The 14,886-nt window shown below is 69.3% G+C and carries 14 protein-coding genes and 1 tRNA gene; 7 read left to right on the top strand and 8 right to left on the bottom strand.

The window, feature by feature from the left end; translation table 11 throughout:
* Positions 1–237 precede the first annotated feature (237 nt).
* Positions 238–1,740, bottom strand: a complete 1,503-nt coding sequence (locus ACL02U_RS23730) for a protein kinase domain-containing protein (RefSeq protein WP_412792929.1) — start codon at positions 1,738–1,740, stop codon at positions 238–240.
* Positions 1,741–2,418: 678 nt separating this feature from the next.
* Between ACL02U_RS23730 and ACL02U_RS23725 the strand changes: the two genes are divergently transcribed.
* Both ACL02U_RS23725 and ACL02U_RS23720 read left to right on the top strand, forming a co-directional pair.
* Complete coding sequence (locus tag ACL02U_RS23725; RefSeq protein ID WP_412792928.1) at positions 2,419–2,697, top strand: type II toxin-antitoxin system Phd/YefM family antitoxin; 279 nt, start codon at positions 2,419–2,421, stop codon at positions 2,695–2,697.
* Positions 2,694–2,960 carry a Txe/YoeB family addiction module toxin gene (locus tag ACL02U_RS23720; RefSeq protein WP_412792927.1) on the top strand — a complete coding sequence of 89 codons (267 nt, stop codon included), beginning with the start codon at positions 2,694–2,696 and terminating at the stop codon, positions 2,958–2,960. Before ACL02U_RS23725 ends, ACL02U_RS23720 begins: the two co-directional genes overlap by 4 nt.
* A 629-nt stretch (positions 2,961–3,589) precedes the next feature.
* Here ACL02U_RS23720 and ACL02U_RS23715 read toward each other — a convergent pair.
* Both ACL02U_RS23715 and ACL02U_RS23710 read right to left on the bottom strand, forming a co-directional pair.
* Positions 3,590–4,078: a hypothetical protein gene (locus ACL02U_RS23715; protein WP_412792926.1), complete on the bottom strand. Its 489-nt coding sequence runs from the start codon at positions 4,076–4,078 to the stop codon at positions 3,590–3,592.
* Between the two features lie 584 nt (positions 4,079–4,662).
* Positions 4,663–4,736, bottom strand: a tRNA-Gly gene (locus ACL02U_RS23710).
* 574 nt (positions 4,737–5,310) lie between these two features.
* On the opposite strand from ACL02U_RS23710, the gene dcd reads away from it, so the two are divergent.
* The 4 genes from dcd to ACL02U_RS23690 all read left to right on the top strand — a co-directional run bounded on the left by dcd (position 5,311) and on the right by ACL02U_RS23690 (position 9,672).
* Positions 5,311–5,886 (top strand): dCTP deaminase, encoded by a 576-nt coding sequence (gene dcd / locus ACL02U_RS23705; protein WP_412792925.1) that lies wholly within the window; start codon positions 5,311–5,313, stop codon positions 5,884–5,886.
* 562 nt (positions 5,887–6,448) lie between these two features.
* Positions 6,449–6,778, top strand: coding sequence for a winged helix-turn-helix transcriptional regulator (locus tag ACL02U_RS23700; protein ID WP_412792924.1), 330 nt, complete (start codon positions 6,449–6,451; stop codon positions 6,776–6,778).
* A 662-nt stretch (positions 6,779–7,440) separates the two neighbouring features.
* Positions 7,441–8,607 (top strand): RICIN domain-containing protein, encoded by a 1,167-nt coding sequence (locus ACL02U_RS23695; RefSeq protein ID WP_412792923.1) that lies wholly within the window; start codon positions 7,441–7,443, stop codon positions 8,605–8,607.
* A 345-nt stretch (positions 8,608–8,952) separates the two neighbouring features.
* A complete protein-coding gene (locus ACL02U_RS23690; RefSeq protein WP_412792931.1) occupies positions 8,953–9,672 on the top strand; it encodes an SDR family NAD(P)-dependent oxidoreductase in 720 nt (239 codons plus the stop codon).
* Between the two features lie 280 nt (positions 9,673–9,952).
* Here the strand turns inward: ACL02U_RS23690 and ACL02U_RS23685 are convergent, their stop codons facing one another.
* Entirely contained in the window at positions 9,953–11,020 is a 1,068-nt protein-coding gene (locus ACL02U_RS23685) for a Yip1 family protein (protein ID WP_412792922.1), read from the bottom strand.
* 147 nt (positions 11,021–11,167) lie between these two features.
* Here ACL02U_RS23685 and ACL02U_RS23680 point away from each other — a divergent pair, with 147 nt between their 5' ends.
* On the top strand, positions 11,168–11,509 hold the full coding sequence (locus ACL02U_RS23680) for an antibiotic biosynthesis monooxygenase family protein (protein WP_412792921.1): 342 nt from the start codon (positions 11,168–11,170) through the stop codon (positions 11,507–11,509).
* 54 nt (positions 11,510–11,563) lie between these two features.
* On the opposite strand, the gene ACL02U_RS23675 is transcribed toward ACL02U_RS23680, so the two are convergent.
* The 4 genes from ACL02U_RS23675 to ACL02U_RS23660 all read right to left on the bottom strand — a co-directional run bounded on the left by ACL02U_RS23675 (position 11,564) and on the right by ACL02U_RS23660 (position 14,661).
* Positions 11,564–12,415, bottom strand: coding sequence for a substrate-binding periplasmic protein (locus tag ACL02U_RS23675; protein ID WP_412792920.1), 852 nt, complete (start codon positions 12,413–12,415; stop codon positions 11,564–11,566).
* A gap of 197 nt (positions 12,416–12,612) precedes the next feature.
* Positions 12,613–13,266 (bottom strand): amino acid ABC transporter permease, encoded by a 654-nt coding sequence (locus ACL02U_RS23670; RefSeq protein ID WP_412792919.1) that lies wholly within the window; start codon positions 13,264–13,266, stop codon positions 12,613–12,615.
* Entirely contained in the window at positions 13,263–13,907 is a 645-nt protein-coding gene (locus ACL02U_RS23665) for an amino acid ABC transporter permease (protein ID WP_412792918.1), read from the bottom strand. Before ACL02U_RS23665 ends, ACL02U_RS23670 begins: the two co-directional genes overlap by 4 nt.
* The gene (locus tag ACL02U_RS23660) at positions 13,897–14,661 is read right to left on the bottom strand and encodes an amino acid ABC transporter ATP-binding protein (RefSeq protein WP_412792917.1); all 765 of its coding nucleotides are present in this window, start codon (positions 14,659–14,661) and stop codon (positions 13,897–13,899) included. The genes ACL02U_RS23665 and ACL02U_RS23660 overlap by 11 nt, the downstream gene beginning before the upstream one ends.
* Between the last annotated feature and the right edge of the window lie 225 nt (positions 14,662–14,886).

Raw genomic sequence — 14,886 nt, 5'->3', positions numbered from 1 at the left:
CGCCCAGTGTGCGAGTGAGCAGCGTGGAGCGTCTCATGGTGCTTCCCTTTCTCCGATCCCATGCCCCACCAGGGGGCGACCTTCAGGGCTCTGCCGACCCGGGGAGGGGGGTGAAGCACCGGCGAACAGGCCGCCCACCAGTCTGTCTCTGATACGGAAGGGCGTAAAGGGGTGATCAGGGAGGGACGGGGCCCGGACGATCTGCAGTCCCATCCGGCGAACCATGCGGTCGTAGCACTAGCTGTCGCGTGTGCAGCGGCCCTTCGTCTCAGGTGCCGGGGGACGGCACTGGAGGGTGAAGTCAGCGGGGTCGGTGCTCAAGTAGCGGCCGATGCAGGCGTTCGCGGTGGTGCGTCCGTGCTCGGCACAGAAGGTGAGTGCGGCGCGGCCGTCTGCGAAGGGACCCGGTGCGTAGATCACCCAGTAGCCGGGGCGTAGTGAGGCGTAGTCGTCGCTGCGTAGGTAGAGGGCTTCGGGCACGGACGTACGGATACGGTGGAGGCGCTGGTCGCGGGCGGCGGTGCCCGATGAGACGGGTTCCGAGTAGAGCTGTGCGATCCAGCGGCCACTGTCTGCCGGGGCCGAGGACTGCTGAGTCATGCCCGCTGAGGGGAAGGAGGATGCTCGCGGCGTCGGGTCCGGGCTGCGCCCCGGAGTGTGGCTCGCCGGCGGAGTGTGAGGGGCCGGTGTGAGCGACGCGGGCGTGGTCGTGTCGACGTCCGGGCCGGCTGTCGGTGCGTTGTCCCTGTGCGTACGGGAAGTCAGCAGCAGCGCGGTCGCCGTGATGACGGCCAGCACAGCGGTCGCTGCGAGGAACGCCGGCGTACGACGACGAGTTGGCGTCCCAGGCTCGGGGACGTCCTGTTGTGTGGGTGTCGCCTGGAGTGCCGGGGCCGCTGTTCCTGCCGCCGCCATCGTCGACTGGGCCCAGCTCGGTGTGGTGCCGGCCTCGACCTGTGCGAGCATCGCGTCCAACTGCCCGGCGTCGGGGCGGGCCGCTGGGTTCCGCACGAGGAGGGACTGCAGGACGGGAGTCAGGGGTCCGGCGCATACGGGCGGGGGGACTGGCTCTTCGAGGACCGCGACCAGGGTGGCGGGCGTGGTCGCGCGGCGCAACGGGCTGGCGCCCTCCGTGCACATGTACAGGACCAGCCCGAGGGACCACAGGTCGGAGGCCGGGTCGTCGTCCCGGCCGCGGACGCGTTCGGGAGCCATGTACTCAGGAGTGCCGACGAGTTGATCGGTCGCGGTCAGCGCCGTCGCGCCCTGGAGGGCGGCGATGCCGAAGTCGGTTAGGGCAGCGGTGCCGTTGGGGCGGATGAGGACGTTCGCGGGTTTGACGTCCCGGTGCTGGATACCGGCGGCGTGCGCGGCGCGCAGGGCGGAGAGCAACTGGCGGCCGATGCGGGCCGTCTCTGCCGGGCTCAGCGGACCGGCTTCGATGCGCTGTTGGAGAGTGGTGCCGGGCACGAGTTCCATCACGATCCACGGGTGCGGCTCCGCCTCGATGACTTCGTACACAGTCACCACATGCGGGTTACTGAGCCGGGCCAGCGCTCTGGCCTCTCGCATCACCCGCTCCCGTACGGTGTGCGAGGTGTCCGCGTCCTGGCGCACTGCCTTGAGGGCCACCTCACGGTGCAGCACCGTGTCCCAGGCCCGCCATACGGTACCCATCCCCCCGCTGCCGAGCCGCTCGATCAGCTCAAAGCGCACGCCGACCCTGTCCCCCGGTGTCATGCGGGTCAGACTAGGACAACCAGTGACACCCCGGAAGCCGGTCCAGGATGAAGCACCGGGCGGAAATGGCGCAGGCACGTGAACATCGTCGGCATACCCGAGGGTGCTCGGGCGAGACCTACTTCAATGACCGAGTCAAGGCGACGGGCGCCGGTCGATGGTGTGGCCGGCACCCATACAGCCGAGGCCTTGAGCTCTGGCCTCATCCGCATCAAGTCGATCAACGGGGACCGTCGGCGCCGACCCAACGGTCCTACTCCTCGGCAGATCGTCCATGGAAGGCCGAAGTGGACCATCTGCCCACGCTGAGCCTCGCCGCACGTGGCCCGAGCGACGTGCGCACTCCACGAGCGGAGGACCGCACACCCATCCCGGGCACACCGGCACGGAAACCGAACCCCATCACGTACCCCTCTCCCCAGGAACAGTCCGGCACCCGGACGGGCCCTGTGAGGTCGGCTCGGCCGGCCCTCGGCAACGGGCCACGAGGAAGTGGCGCCGCATCCGGATCTTGTTCGAGCGGCAGTGGGTGATCGTCTGGCTTCGCGGCTACCAGCGGTCTTCGGATGCCGGGCACGATCCGCTGCGCCGCCGCCGATGTCGTACGTAATTCCGTACCGGCGTGGTACTTTTTTACGTACGAGCCAGACCGGGTGAGGAAGAGGAGGAGAGGAACCCATGACCATAAGCGCAAGCGAGGCTCGCCAGCGTCTCTACCCCCTGCTCAAGCAGGTGAATGACGATCACGCCCCCGTGCGGATCTCCTCCACGCAGGGAAACGCGGTCCTCATGTCCGAAGAGGACTTCGACGCCTGGCAGGAAACCATGTACCTCCTGTCCACGCCCGCCAACGCGTCCCGGCTGCTCGCCGCCGTCGCCCGCGACAGGGCCGGGCAGGAGCCCACCGTAACCACCACCGTGGACGAGCTTCGCGAGATGGCCGGAGGCTCCGGGTGAGGGACATCACCTGGGGCCCGGAGGCGTGGGACGACCTCACCTACTGGATGGGTCAGGACCGCAGGACGCTGCGGCGCATCGTCCGACTCGTCGTGGAGATCCAGCGCACCCCGGACGAAGGGATCGGCAAGCCGGAGCCCTTGAAGGGCAACCTGTCCGGCTACTGGTCACGGCGCGTGGATGACTCCAACCGCCTCGTCTATCGGTGGGACGACAAGGCAGTGAAGATCATCAAAGCCCGATTTCACTACAGCGATCACTGACCACACCGGCGGGCACGGATCGGGTGTGCCGCGCCGGAGCGCTGTGCGGGCGGGCAGCGGGTCATGGGGCTGGGTTCTGTGCGGTGGGGGACCGGGTGCGCGGTGACGCCCAACGGCCGGCTCCCTTCGTCGAGTCTTCTTCGGGGAAGGGCAGTTGATCGGCTCAGCTTCGTTCGTCCCACCCTGTGGTCGTCGGTATGCCGTTGCCGGTCTTCGGCGTCAAACGCGCCGCCTGGCTGCGCGGTTGAGGGAGGTGGACCGGTGCCCGAACGCGCCTGAAGGAGGCTCGCCGCTCCGTGGCACGGAAGCCGGATGATCAAGCATCTGGCACGCGACGACTGAGGGAACCGCACAGCAAGAAGGCCCGGGCCTCTGACCTGGGCCTTTGTCGTGGAGCGGGCGGCGTCGTTGGGAAGAGCTGCACGGTGGCCCGTACTCGTTCAGGGCGTACGAGCGGTCCATCAGGGGCAACGCGGTGGCGAGCCGGGGGCGCACATCGGCCAAGAACGGCTACACCACTTCAAGGGACGCCATCAGAGTCCGGCGAGGGTACCCCTGCGTACCCCGATTCCCCGCGAGTCCCCGCCCGTTCTGGCACGGCTATGGCACGGCCGTTCCTCGTCCCCTGGTCAGCCGGGGGCACCTTCCAGCGGAATGTGGTCGCGGTAGTACTCCGACTCCAACCACTCTTCCTTCACAAAGAGCGGGCGTGTCAGGAGCGCTTCCCCGGCCCGCTGCTCACGCAGAAGGATTCCGAGATCGGTCAAGGCGAGCGATGCGTCAGGGGTGTAAAGCACCCAGTTCCCGTGCTCGGCGGCGTGGTCCAAGAGGAACTGGTGGGCCCTTGCCGGATCGCTGCCTGCCAGCGGGAAGTCTGCCAGGAAGACTTGCGGACCGGCGACCGCATCCAGCGCGACGCATGCAAGCTTGCCCACGTCGTAGAACGCCTTCACGCCGCCCGGGAAGTCTTCCTGCTCGTACCGGCCGCCAACCCGTGCCTCCGGCTCGGAGACCAGTAGTGCCTCGGCGACCTCTGCTGGAGACATCCCGAACCGCAGCGGTCCCACGCCACCTTCGGCCCGCAGCTCCCAGCGCTCGCGCTCCACACTCGCGCTCATCCACTCCACCTCTACGTCTGACCAGCCCATATTCGTGTCCGCTGATGTGCAGACGGACCGATCGCAGTGCCCACAAATCTTGAGATCGGGTGCCGAGGTTATCCCCTGCACCCACCACCCACCCCAGCTCCCATCCCGTCCGCCGTCGACCCACACACCGTGGAGCGGGCGTGGTTCAGGGCGTCCAGGTGGAGCGCGCCACTGTACGAACGACCTGGACGCCCGGTGCCGTGTCTGCTCGGCTCTGCCTGGGTCGACGGTGGACGGGATGGGAGCCCCACGCACGCCACTACGGTCCCGCAGTGGGCAACGGCGCCCCTTCCATCCCGGTGCCGGCCGATCCCCCGCCGGAGGCATTACCTTGACCGCGGGCCGTGCTCTGAGGTGATCGCCTCATGGCCACCGGCTCTATCCGCATGTGGGCGCGCGTCGGCGCAGCGTGGGCGGAGCCGGGGCTTGATGGCCAACAAGAAGGGCAGGCGCCGGCCCTCGGCCTTGGAGCTAGTGGTGCGGTTGTGGTGCGGCGCCTGCCCACCGGTCTGGACAACAAAGAACCCCCGGGTCTCTGACCTGGGGGTTTCGCGTGGAGCGGGTGACGAGAATCGAACTCGCGCTCTCAGCTTGGGAAGCTGATGTTCTACCATTAAACTACACCCGCGTGATCTTCCGAGGCCCGCCGAGGGCGGTGTCGGAATGCCCGATCACTGTACCTCATGCGTAGCCCCCGGTGCTCAGGCCTCGGGGGCTGAGTGTGTTTCAGGGGGGTGAGCGGGCTGCGGGCGGCCCGAGTTGGGGCGTACGGTGGAGCGGACGGAGAGGGGCCGCGCGGGGTCGGAGCGCCGCCTGGAGGGCCGTCCCTTTCATCCCGTACTGTGGCCTTTCGTCGTCAGGGTTATGCCAGCCAGACGCGGCTCTTGGGGAAGGGACTGCAGGACTTGATGGAGCGCACCGTCGTCCGTTGTGCCGATGGGCACGTTTTCACCGCCACTTCGTTCCCGATGCAGCAGGCCGAGCGCCTCGGGCCCGGCCGGCTCATGCGATGTCCTCGATGTGCCCGGCTCCGCAGTGTGGTGCCGGTGAGCTTCGAGAGGCGTTAGGGGCGGTAGAGCGGCCCGTGGCCGTGGAGAAGCGGTAGAGCGGCAGCAGGGAAAGGTTGCTGCCGAGGCTGTGCGGGAGGCGTGCCCGGTCGCCGCGATTGTGGTGGCCGTGCACGCCTTGCGTATCCTCGGGGCGTGCTTCTCTCAGACAAGGACATCCGGGCCGAGATCGACGCCGGGCGGGTGCGGATCGATCCGCTCGACGATTCCATGGTGCAGCCGTCCAGTATCGACGTGCGGCTGGACCGCTTCTTCCGGGTGTTCGAGAACCACCGGTACCCCCACATCGACCCGTCCGTCGAGCAGCCCGATCTGACCCGGCTGGTCGAGCCGGAGGGCGACGAGCCGTTCATCCTGCATCCCGGGGAGTTCGTGCTGGCCAGCACGTACGAGGTCATCTCGCTGCCCGACGACCTCGCGTCCCGTCTGGAGGGGAAGAGCTCGCTGGGCCGGCTCGGTCTGGTGACGCACTCCACCGCCGGGTTCATCGACCCCGGGTTCTCCGGGCACGTCACGCTGGAGCTGTCGAACCTGGCCACCCTGCCGATCAAGCTCTGGCCGGGTATGAAGATCGGGCAGCTGTGCCTGTTCCGGCTCACGTCGCCCGCCGAGTACCCCTACGGCGCCGAGCGGTACGGTTCCCGGTACCAGGGGCAGCGCGGACCGACCGCCTCGCGGTCCTACGTCAATTTCCACCGCACCCAGGTGTGAGCGCGGAGAGCATCGCCGACATGAACGACGCCGTACGGGAGTGGATGGCCGGGGTCCGCCGCTGTCGATCGTGCTCAGCACCGGCGATACCGCCGACCGCACCATGCCGCCTGCGGCATTCCCGGCGCGTGGCCCCGAGCGGCGCGACCAGATCGCCGACCGGGCTCGCCGTGGCGGACCGGGCGGTCGATCTCCCGCATTCGACGCGCAGGCCTGTCGGGGCCGGGGTGTGGTCGAACGCTGCTTTGCGCCCTTGAATCAGTTCCGGGCCGTCGCCGGCCGGTTCGACAAGCCGGCCGCCCGCTGCCGTGCCGGCGTGCGGATCGCCTCATCGGCGCTGTGGCTGCGGGACACCGCGGACCGAACCGACCGTCGGGCGCGAGCGGCAGGATTCGCTACTTGGCCAGGTGGAAGTCCGGATGGCGAAGGCAGGCGGCCAGGAACTCCACGTCACCGACGTCCGGAACCAGCGGCCGGCGCCGTCCGTATCGTAGGGGACCCCGGCGGCGTTCCCCGGCAGGGAGGCAACCAGTGCCCTCGCCCTGGCGAGGTCCGCGTCGTTGTGCGTCTCGTCGCGCGGGGTCGGGTAGCCGAGGACGCATGGTCCGCGCTGATCGTCGGCAAGCTCCAGGACGAGCCCCACGGGTTCGGTCAACTCCGCCGGGCGATCCCCGGTATCACCCAGAAGATGCTGTCTCAGACTCTTCGCCGCCTCGAACGCGATGGTCTCGTCCACCGCGAAGTCCTCGCGCACCTTCGTCCGCCGCGAGTCGACTACTCCCTCACCGACCTCGGAATGACCGTCACCGAGCCCCTGGCCACGATGCGTGACTGGGCCGAGCAGCATCTCCCCGACGTCAAGGCCGCCCGCCGCCGATTCGACCGAGGCTAGCCTCTCCCCGGTAGTCGCCCCCCCGCAGCCTCCGGGGCAAGGACGCGCACCCCCACCTCCATATCCGCCCCGCCCTCCGCCGGTGCGCCGGTCGGCACCCGTGCGCCACACGGGAGCGCCACCGACCGCACACCCGCCCTGCCCCGCGGCGGAGTCGGGAGCCAACCCGCGCCCCCGCGGGCGGGCACAACACCGGCAGCACCAGCAAGCAGTACATCGAACGGAGCCTTGAAAGCGGCCCCCGTCGAGACCGAACCGAGTGCAACAGCGCTGGCCACGCACATGGCTGGGGCCATGTCAGGCCTCCAGGGGGGCACTGCACCATGGAGCCGATGCCTGGTGCACCCTGAACAGAGCCAGTAGCACAGCGAGTAGTTTTCCGGTCGTCCGCGGTCCGCCCCGCGGTGCAGGATCCGAAGCGTGATCGCAACGCCGCCCACCGGCGGTCGTGTCACGCAGAGCCAGCCGAGGAACCGACCAACCCTCCCGGGCGCAGGCGCGCCCCACTCGATTCTCGGGCCCCGCGCCACCGCCGTGACCCGGACACGTCCCTTCGACACCCACCGCGCCACCGCCGCGACCCGGACACGCGCGACATCCGGCAGGACCGGATCACCCCCTTGCAAGACCGCCAGACACAGACACCGGAAACAGAAAGCCGAGTGTTCACCGTGACAAACCCCCTACGCCGACACACCGGCAGACGCCTGGCCGCCATCGCCGTCGGAGCTCTTCTGGCGACGGCCGCGGGCCTGACCCCCCACGCGGTCACTCCCGCTCAGGCCGACTCCCGCATCGACGCATGCGGCACCGACACCCTGCACTCCCTCAACTGCGCCGAGATCAGAACCCCCTCCGTCGGCAACAGGAACCTCGACCTGTACCCGCCCGCCGGAGCCGGCGGCCTGCTGGTCGCCTACTGGGTACATGCCGCGGCCCCCTTGTGGAAAATCAGCCCGGACCACTCCGACGGAACGTTCACCCTCTACAACCGCGGCTACGGCAAGTGCCTCACGGCCGACGGCTCCCACGACCTCGCCGGCGCGCGCGACTGCACGGGCGCCAAGGCGCAGAAGTGGTACGTCACCCCCAGCGGGAACGTCAAGAACGGCGTCTTCCTGATCCGCAACGAGGCCACCGGGAAATGCCTGGACATCACGGGCAAACACCAGGACGGCGGGACCGTCCGGCCCGTCCACTGCACCGGAGCCCCCACCCAGCAGTGGATCATCGGGGCCGACAACCCGCGGCTGCCCGAGGCCGATCAGGGATCCAGCCAGCTTCTCCAGCTCGCCATCGAGCACGCCTCCATCAAGTGTGCCAAGGACACCAAGTCCTGCTCATGGAGCCAGGGCTCCATGAGCAAGGTCTACTACACGCCGAAAGGCTGCTTCGGTGCGCCCGTGGGCAACCACTCGTCGGTGCAGCAAAGGATGCAGCTGGCCGTCGAGACATCCAAGAGTGCGACCTACTCCATCGCCAACAGCGTGGAGGTCGCCGCCGAGACCGGTGGACTCACGGGCGCCCTGATTGGGAAAATCACCGTCAAACTGACCACCACCTACACTGCCACCTGGTCGCACTCCACGACGTGGACCAAGACCTACTGGCATGACGTGCCCCCGGGCAAGTGGGGATGGATCTGGCTCCAGATCCCCATGCGCAAGGTCACCGGCGAGTGGACCTTCGACGCCAACAGCAGCCTGGCGTGGACTGTCCCCGCCACCGTCGGTCTCATGGTCCAGGGGGCGGATCCCGTCATGGACTACGACGGCGGCGCAGAGCCGCCCAAGTCCTGCCTGCAGGGCTCCCTGCTGCCGCAATCGTGAAGAAGCCGGAGGAGCGAGCACCATGCTGACGGAGTACCCCCGTCCGGCAGCAAGGCCGCCCGGCCCCTTCGGGGGTCGCTCCACCGGCTCGGCCGCCGCCCGCCTCTCGGCGGGCGGCGCGCCACCACCGGCAGCGCCCTTCACACCCTCCTCTGCAACCACAGGGCCACCTGGACACATCGGGTGAAGCCGAGTTTGTGCAGGATGTCCTGCACGTGCCCCTGGGCCGTGCGCGGGGAGATGACCGGCCGGCGGCGATCTGCCGGTCGGTGAGACTCTCCCGGATGAGTTGGGCCACCTGGCACTCACGCCGGGTCAGCACGGTCGCTCCGACCGGTTCGGCACATCGCCGAGGACGGCCGCCCGGTCGAGGCGCAACTCCTGGCCGGACTGGCGCTCCGAGCAGCCCCTACCCACCTCAGCGAGGAGGTCTCGGACTGTCCATCCCGGCGGTTCGGCCGCGAGGGCTATCGCGCCGCGCTTCTCTCCCGCAGCCGTCAGCGGCTCGACCGACTGGTGACCACCCTGGCCGACGAGGGCGTCGAGGCCGAAGGCTTCACCGCCGATGTCACCCGCCCGGACGAGGTCGTCGACGCGCTCGCCGGTGCCCGGTCCCGTTTCGGCGGCATAGACGTACTGGAGTACTCCCCGGCACCGCATGCACCCGGCGAGGGGATGGACCAGGTCGGGGCGCTGGAGGTGACGCCGGAGACCATTCAGCCCCAGTTCGAGCGGATCCTGTACGGGGCGGTGGCCGCCGCTCGTGCCGTGCTGCCGGACATGCTTCAACGGGGCAGCGGAACCGTCCTGCTCACCACCAACGCCTCCGCCTCACTCCCGCTCCCCCCGCTGGCCAACGTCGGCATGGCGGGCGCGGAGCTGAAGAACTGGGCGCAGAATCTGCACGCGGTGGCTTCCGACCGCGGTGTCTACGTCGCCCATGTGGTGCTGGCGACCTTCATCGGCCAGGGCGGCCCCGAGACGCAGCCGGACACCATCGCCGACCTGTACTGGGATCTGCACCCGACGCGGAAGGGGCCCGAGCACCTCTATCCCCCACGTTGAGACCACGCGCCGTGTCCGGGGGGTGGGGGCCCGCGTCGAGACCGCGCGTGTCGGGCGCGGGCGTCCTGCTTCGAGGTCCTTCGTGTCCGGGCCTCCCGGGATGTCGGATCCCCCGGGCCGGCGGGGTTCTCAGGGCCGGCCGGGTTCTCAGGGCCGGCGGGGCCGCCGGGCCGACTGGGCCGGCCCGGCACACGAGAGGGGCTTCCCTGCGACGCGGGAAGCCCCTGGGTGCTCGGCCGGGGCCGCCCGCCGCTCGGCCGGGCCCCGTGGACCGCGCTGCTCAGAAAGTGCCGAGCTTCACGATCGACAGCAGGGCGATCAACTGGATGGACGCGGCGCCCAGCGCCTTCGGCCACGGGAGGTCGTGGGAGCGGGCGACCATGCGCGTCAGCAGGAAGCCCGCGGCCACCCAGGTTGCCCAGCCGAGTGCCTGGACGAAGCCCGCGTCGCCGCCCGCGAACATCGCGAAGACCAGGCGCGGGGCGTCCGTGAGGGACATGATCAGCATGGACAGGCCCACCGTGGGCTGCCAGGAGCCGTCGCCGCCCAGCTGGCGGGCCAGGGTGTGGGTCACCGCGCCCAGGACGAACGCCGACACCACCATCGCCACGGCCGTGATCAGGACGATCGGGACGGCGTTGGCGAGGGTGGCGTTGATCGCGTCCGAGCGTGCGCCGTCGAAGCCGAAGACGGCGAGCAGGCCGTAGAGGAAGGTGACGATGAGGGCCGGGCCCCACATCGTGTGGTCCCGCATACGGAGGAACGTCTGGTCGGGGGAGAGGACGATTCCCCTCAGCAGTTCCTTCCAGTGCAGGCGCGGGCCGACCGGGGCGGCCTGGGCGGCCGAGCCCGCGTGGTAGGTGCCGCCCTGGCTGTATCCGTCGTCGTAGGGGGCCTGGTCGTCCACGGAGAACGCCTGGGTGTGGCCCGGGTTGTTGGCCGCGTAGGGGTCCTGGACTCCGGACGGGCCCCCGGTGTGCGGGGCGGGACCGTCGCCGAAGTACTCGGGCTCGCCGTGCGCGCCTCCGCCGCGCCCGCCTCCGCCGTTCGGCTGCGGCCAGGAGGCGGCCGGACGTGACGGACCCGCAGGTCCGCCGCCGCCGTACTGCTGGTGCCGGTGCTGCGCCTGCCGGTACGGGTGCGGCGCCTGCGGGTATCCGGGTGGCGGTCCCTGCGGCACCGGCTGCCCGTGCGGGGGCTGCTGCTGCGGTCGCGTCTGTGCGGCACGGTCGTTCCGACCGCCGCGTCCCATCCTGAATGCTGCCACGCTCTCGAACGTACCTGGTTCCGGGGCGCGGTGCGCCGGACGGCCGTCGGCGGGGTCGGCTTTGGCGCGGACCTGTGACATCACCCGATCAGAGGGGCGCGGGGACCCTTTTCGGGGCGGTGGGGTGACTGAAACGGGCGCCCGGACCCGACCCGCGCCGTTCCGGCTCGGCCCGCCCGGTGCCGGGGACCGGCCCCACGGGCGGACGGGGGCGGGCAGGATGGGGGCATGAGCGTAGTCAAGATCAATGTCCTGACCGTTCCCGCCGAGCAGCGGGAGATGCTGGAGAAGCGGTTCGCCTCGCGGGCCCACGCCGTGGAGAACTCCGACGGCTTCGAGTGGTTCGAGCTGCTGCGCCCCGTCGAGGGCACCGAGCAGTACCTGGTGTACACGCGCTGGCGGGACGAGGAGTCCTTCCAGGCGTGGATGGAGGGGCCGATGCAGGCCGCGCACCAGGGCGGCGGCGGGAGCGGGGAGGGGGCGGGGCGTCCCCGCCCGGCTGCTTCCGGCTCGACGCTGTGGTCGTTCGACGTGGTGCAGCAGGCGGGGCCGGGGGCCGAGGAGGCGTAGGGCCCGGCCCCGCCTGCTACGACGGCGCCCCCGACCCCTCTGTGGGGTGTGGTCTCAGTTGATGAGGCGGGGGGCGCCGACGTCTGCGGCGGTGCTTTGGAGGCCGTGGGTGGTGAGGATGTGTGCGAGTTGACCGTTGTTGTGCAGGGTGGCGATGTCGTCGTTGATGGCCTTGACCATGTCGGGGTGTCCCTTGGGCATGGGGAAGGTGGCCTGTGCGGCTTCGATGGAGGCTTTGACCTTGTCGAAGGGCTGAGCCTTCTTGATCTTCAGTCCCTTGTTCTTGGTGGTGTAGACGGCTGAGCCGTAGCTGTCGACGCAGACGTCCAGGCGGCCTGCTTGCATGTCCTGGTAGCAGTTGACGCTGGATGCATAGGTCTTCAGCTTGCTTCCGAGGTACTTCTTGAGGTCGGCGACCCACAGGTAGCCCTCGGTCGTTCCGACGGTGAGTTTCTGGGTCTTGAGGTTCTGTATGGAGGCTGTGCCCTGCTTGGAGACGAGTGCCATGTCGTCGAGGTAGAGGGGGGCGGAGAGATCGAGGGCCTTGGCGCGCTGCGCGGTGCGGTACCAGTCGCCGGCGGCCAGGTCGGCTCGGCCGGCCTGTGCGGTGGGGATGACGGCGGCTGCGCCGGCGGCCTTGACGGACAGGGTGCGGCATTCCATCTTCGCGATGGCTTTGAGGATGTCCCCGTCGACGCCGACGAGGTCGTCGCCTTCGATCTTGGTGAACGGTGGGATGTCGAAGCTGACCACGGTCAGGGTGTCGGGTCTCATGGTGGTGAAGGTGTGCCGGGGTGTGCAGTTGTCGCTGGCCGCCTTTGCCGGGGACGAGTCGTTCGCGCATCCTGCGAGCGAGGCGATGGCCAGGAGTGCGGCGGCTGCCGAGGCCGGGAGTCTGTGGTTCATGGGTCTTCCTGGTGCGTGGAGGTGGGGTGGGTCGCTTGCTCTTTCGATGTCCGCGTTCCGGGGTTGAGGGGGTGGTCCCTTCGGCGGAGTGAGGGCGGCATGAGGGTGGGTGTCTGTGCGGTCGGTACCTTCCGTGGGGTGGTGCAGGTCGGTCTGGTTTCCTGCGTGGGGCCGGCGGGCGGGTGTGTGGTGAGGGGTCAGGTGTGGCGGGCCAGGCGCCGCTCGACGTGCGCGGAGAGCCAGCTTGCGGGGATGGTGAGGGAGACGTACATGAGGCCGGCGAGCGAGAGGATGCTGAGGTACTTGAACGTGGAGGATCCCGCCGAGTAGGCGGCGTGGAGCAGTTCGGGGACCGCGATCGAGTAGGCGAGGGAGGTGGTCTGGAAGATCAGGATGGCCAGGCCCATGAGGGCTGGGACGGCGACGCGCAGCCCTTGCGGGATCACGATGTGGCGCAGTGCGGACGGTCGGCTCATGCCGAGTGCCGCCGCTGCTTCCAGTTGGCCCTGCGGGACCGATTGCAGGCCGCCGCGGATGATCTCGCTTGCGTAGGCGCCGGTCGTCAGGGCGAGGGCGAGTGTTGCGGAGAGGAATGAGGTGAGGGAGAGCCCGTGTTCGGGTAGCCCGAAGTAGACGATCTGCAGCATCACCAGGGCTGGTGTGCCGCGCCCGATTTCCACCAGGACGATGACCGGGTAGCGCAGCGGCCGGGTCCGTGAGGCCGATCCGAGGGCGAGGAGGAGCCCGAGCGGCATCCCGAGCGCGAGGCTGCCGCCGACGAGTTGGACGCTGGTGGCGAGACCGTCCAGGAGTGAGGGGAAGGCGTCCGCCCAGTCGGTGAGGAGAGTCATCGGGCCACCCTTGCCTGCAGGCGCTTGTCGAGGGAGCGGGACAGCGCCGCGCAGAGCGCCGACATGACGATGTAGACGACGGCTGCGGCGAGGAACGGCTTGATTGCGTCGCCGGTGTCGCGCGCCCGTTCGTTCGCCCAGTAGAGGATCTCGGTGACGCCCAGTGTGAACGCGACCGAGGAGTCCTTGAAGAGTCCGATGCCGTAGGTGGCCGTGGCCGGCACGCAGATGCGCAGGACCTGGGGGGCGATGATCCGGCTGATGATGGCCGTGGTGCTCATGCCCAGTGCCCTGGCCGCTTCCCACTGCCCGGGGTGGATGGCGGTGAGGCCGCCTCGGTAGATCTCGGCCATGTAGGCGCAGGAGATCAGCCCCATGCCGAGGATCGATGCTCCCAGCGGGCTCATCGCGGGCAGCGAGGTTCCCAGGCCGAAGTAGATGATGAACAGCCACACCAGGGGCGGGATGCCCCGGAAGATCTCGATGAGGGTGCGGGACAGGGCGCGCGGCAGCGATCTGCGGGACGTGCGGGCGGCCACGAACGGAAGGCCTCCCACGATGCCGATGCCGAGGCTGGCGCCGGTCAGCAGCAGGGTCAGGGGCACCCCTTTGAGGACGGTGAGGAAGAGGTCAGACCCCATCGCGGTCCACCGCCCTGAGGAACTGCCGGGTCCGCGCCCGGGTGGGTTCGTCGAAGACGTCGCCGGGTTTGCCCTCTTCGAGGACGGCGCCGTCGGCCATGACGACGAGGTGGTCGGAGACATCTCGCGCGAACTGCATCTCGTGGGTGACGACCACCATCGTCATGCCCTCGTCGGCGAGTTCCCGCATCACGGTGAGGACTTCGAGGCCCAGTTCGGGGTCGAGTGCGGATGTCGGCTCGTCGAAGAGCATCACCTCGGGGTCGAGCGCCAGGGAGCGGGCGATGGCTATCCGCTGCTGCTGTCCTCCTGAGCAGCGGTTGGGGTACTGGTCGGCCTTGTCCGCCAGTCCGACGCGTGCGAGCAGTGCGAGCCCTCGCTCGCGTGCCTCCTGCGGGCTCCGGCCGAGCACCTGTTCCTGCGGGAGTGTGATGTTGCGCAGCACGTTCAGGTGGGGGAAGAGGTTGAACGACTGGAACACCATGCCCACCACGCTGCGAAGCCGCGCGAGGTCCCTGGTCTTGATCTGGTTGTCGGCGTCGATGCGGGTGCCCGCCACGGCGATCGTCCCGCTGTCTGGCCGTTCGAGCAGGTTGACGCAGCGCAGCAGGGTGCTCTTCCCCGCGCCGCTCGGGCCGATGATGGCGGCGACCTCGCCTTCGGCCACGGTCATGGACACATCGTCGATGACGGTGTGGTCACCGAACTTCTTGACGACGTTGCGAAGTTCGATGGCGTTCTTCTTGCTGAGCAATGTTCCTGTCTCCGTTGTGGGCCATCCGTTCGACGGCGGCCGGCCCGGAGTGAGGTCCGGGCGTGGCGGACGGGCCTGCCGACCTCCCCCTTTCTTGATCTGAGGTGTAATACCTCACTGAGGATCGAGGGCCGGTCGGCCACTGTCAAGAGTCCTGTGTTCAGGTCATGGGAAAGAATGCGCAGCGGCCGCCCCGGTGTGCAGGCAGGCCGCGTCGGGGGTCAG

The organism is Streptomyces sp. MS06, from assembly GCF_047200655.1.
Classification (GTDB): Bacteria; Actinomycetota; Actinomycetes; order Streptomycetales; family Streptomycetaceae; genus Streptomyces.
Note: the sequence above shows the minus strand (reverse complement) of the source record. Positions and strands in the feature narration are given on the sequence as shown.

Bases quoted from the DNA above. Each gene is read 5' to 3' on its own strand.
- ACL02U_RS23730 (WP_412792929.1), bottom strand. From the start codon at position 1,740: ATGACACCGGGGGACAGGGTCGGCGTGCGCTTTGAGCTGATCGAGCGG.
- ACL02U_RS23725 (WP_412792928.1), top strand. From the start codon at position 2,419: ATGACCATAAGCGCAAGCGAGGCTCGCCAGCGTCTCTACCCCCTGCTC.
- ACL02U_RS23715 (WP_412792926.1), bottom strand. From the start codon at position 4,078: ATGAGCGCGAGTGTGGAGCGCGAGCGCTGGGAGCTGCGGGCCGAAGGT.
- ACL02U_RS23685 (WP_412792922.1), bottom strand. From the start codon at position 11,020: ATGTCACAGGTCCGCGCCAAAGCCGACCCCGCCGACGGCCGTCCGGCG.
- ACL02U_RS23680 (WP_412792921.1), top strand. From the start codon at position 11,168: ATGAGCGTAGTCAAGATCAATGTCCTGACCGTTCCCGCCGAGCAGCGG.
- ACL02U_RS23675 (WP_412792920.1), bottom strand. From the start codon at position 12,415: ATGAACCACAGACTCCCGGCCTCGGCAGCCGCCGCACTCCTGGCCATC.
- ACL02U_RS23670 (WP_412792919.1), bottom strand. From the start codon at position 13,266: ATGACTCTCCTCACCGACTGGGCGGACGCCTTCCCCTCACTCCTGGAC.
- ACL02U_RS23665 (WP_412792918.1), bottom strand. From the start codon at position 13,907: ATGGGGTCTGACCTCTTCCTCACCGTCCTCAAAGGGGTGCCCCTGACC.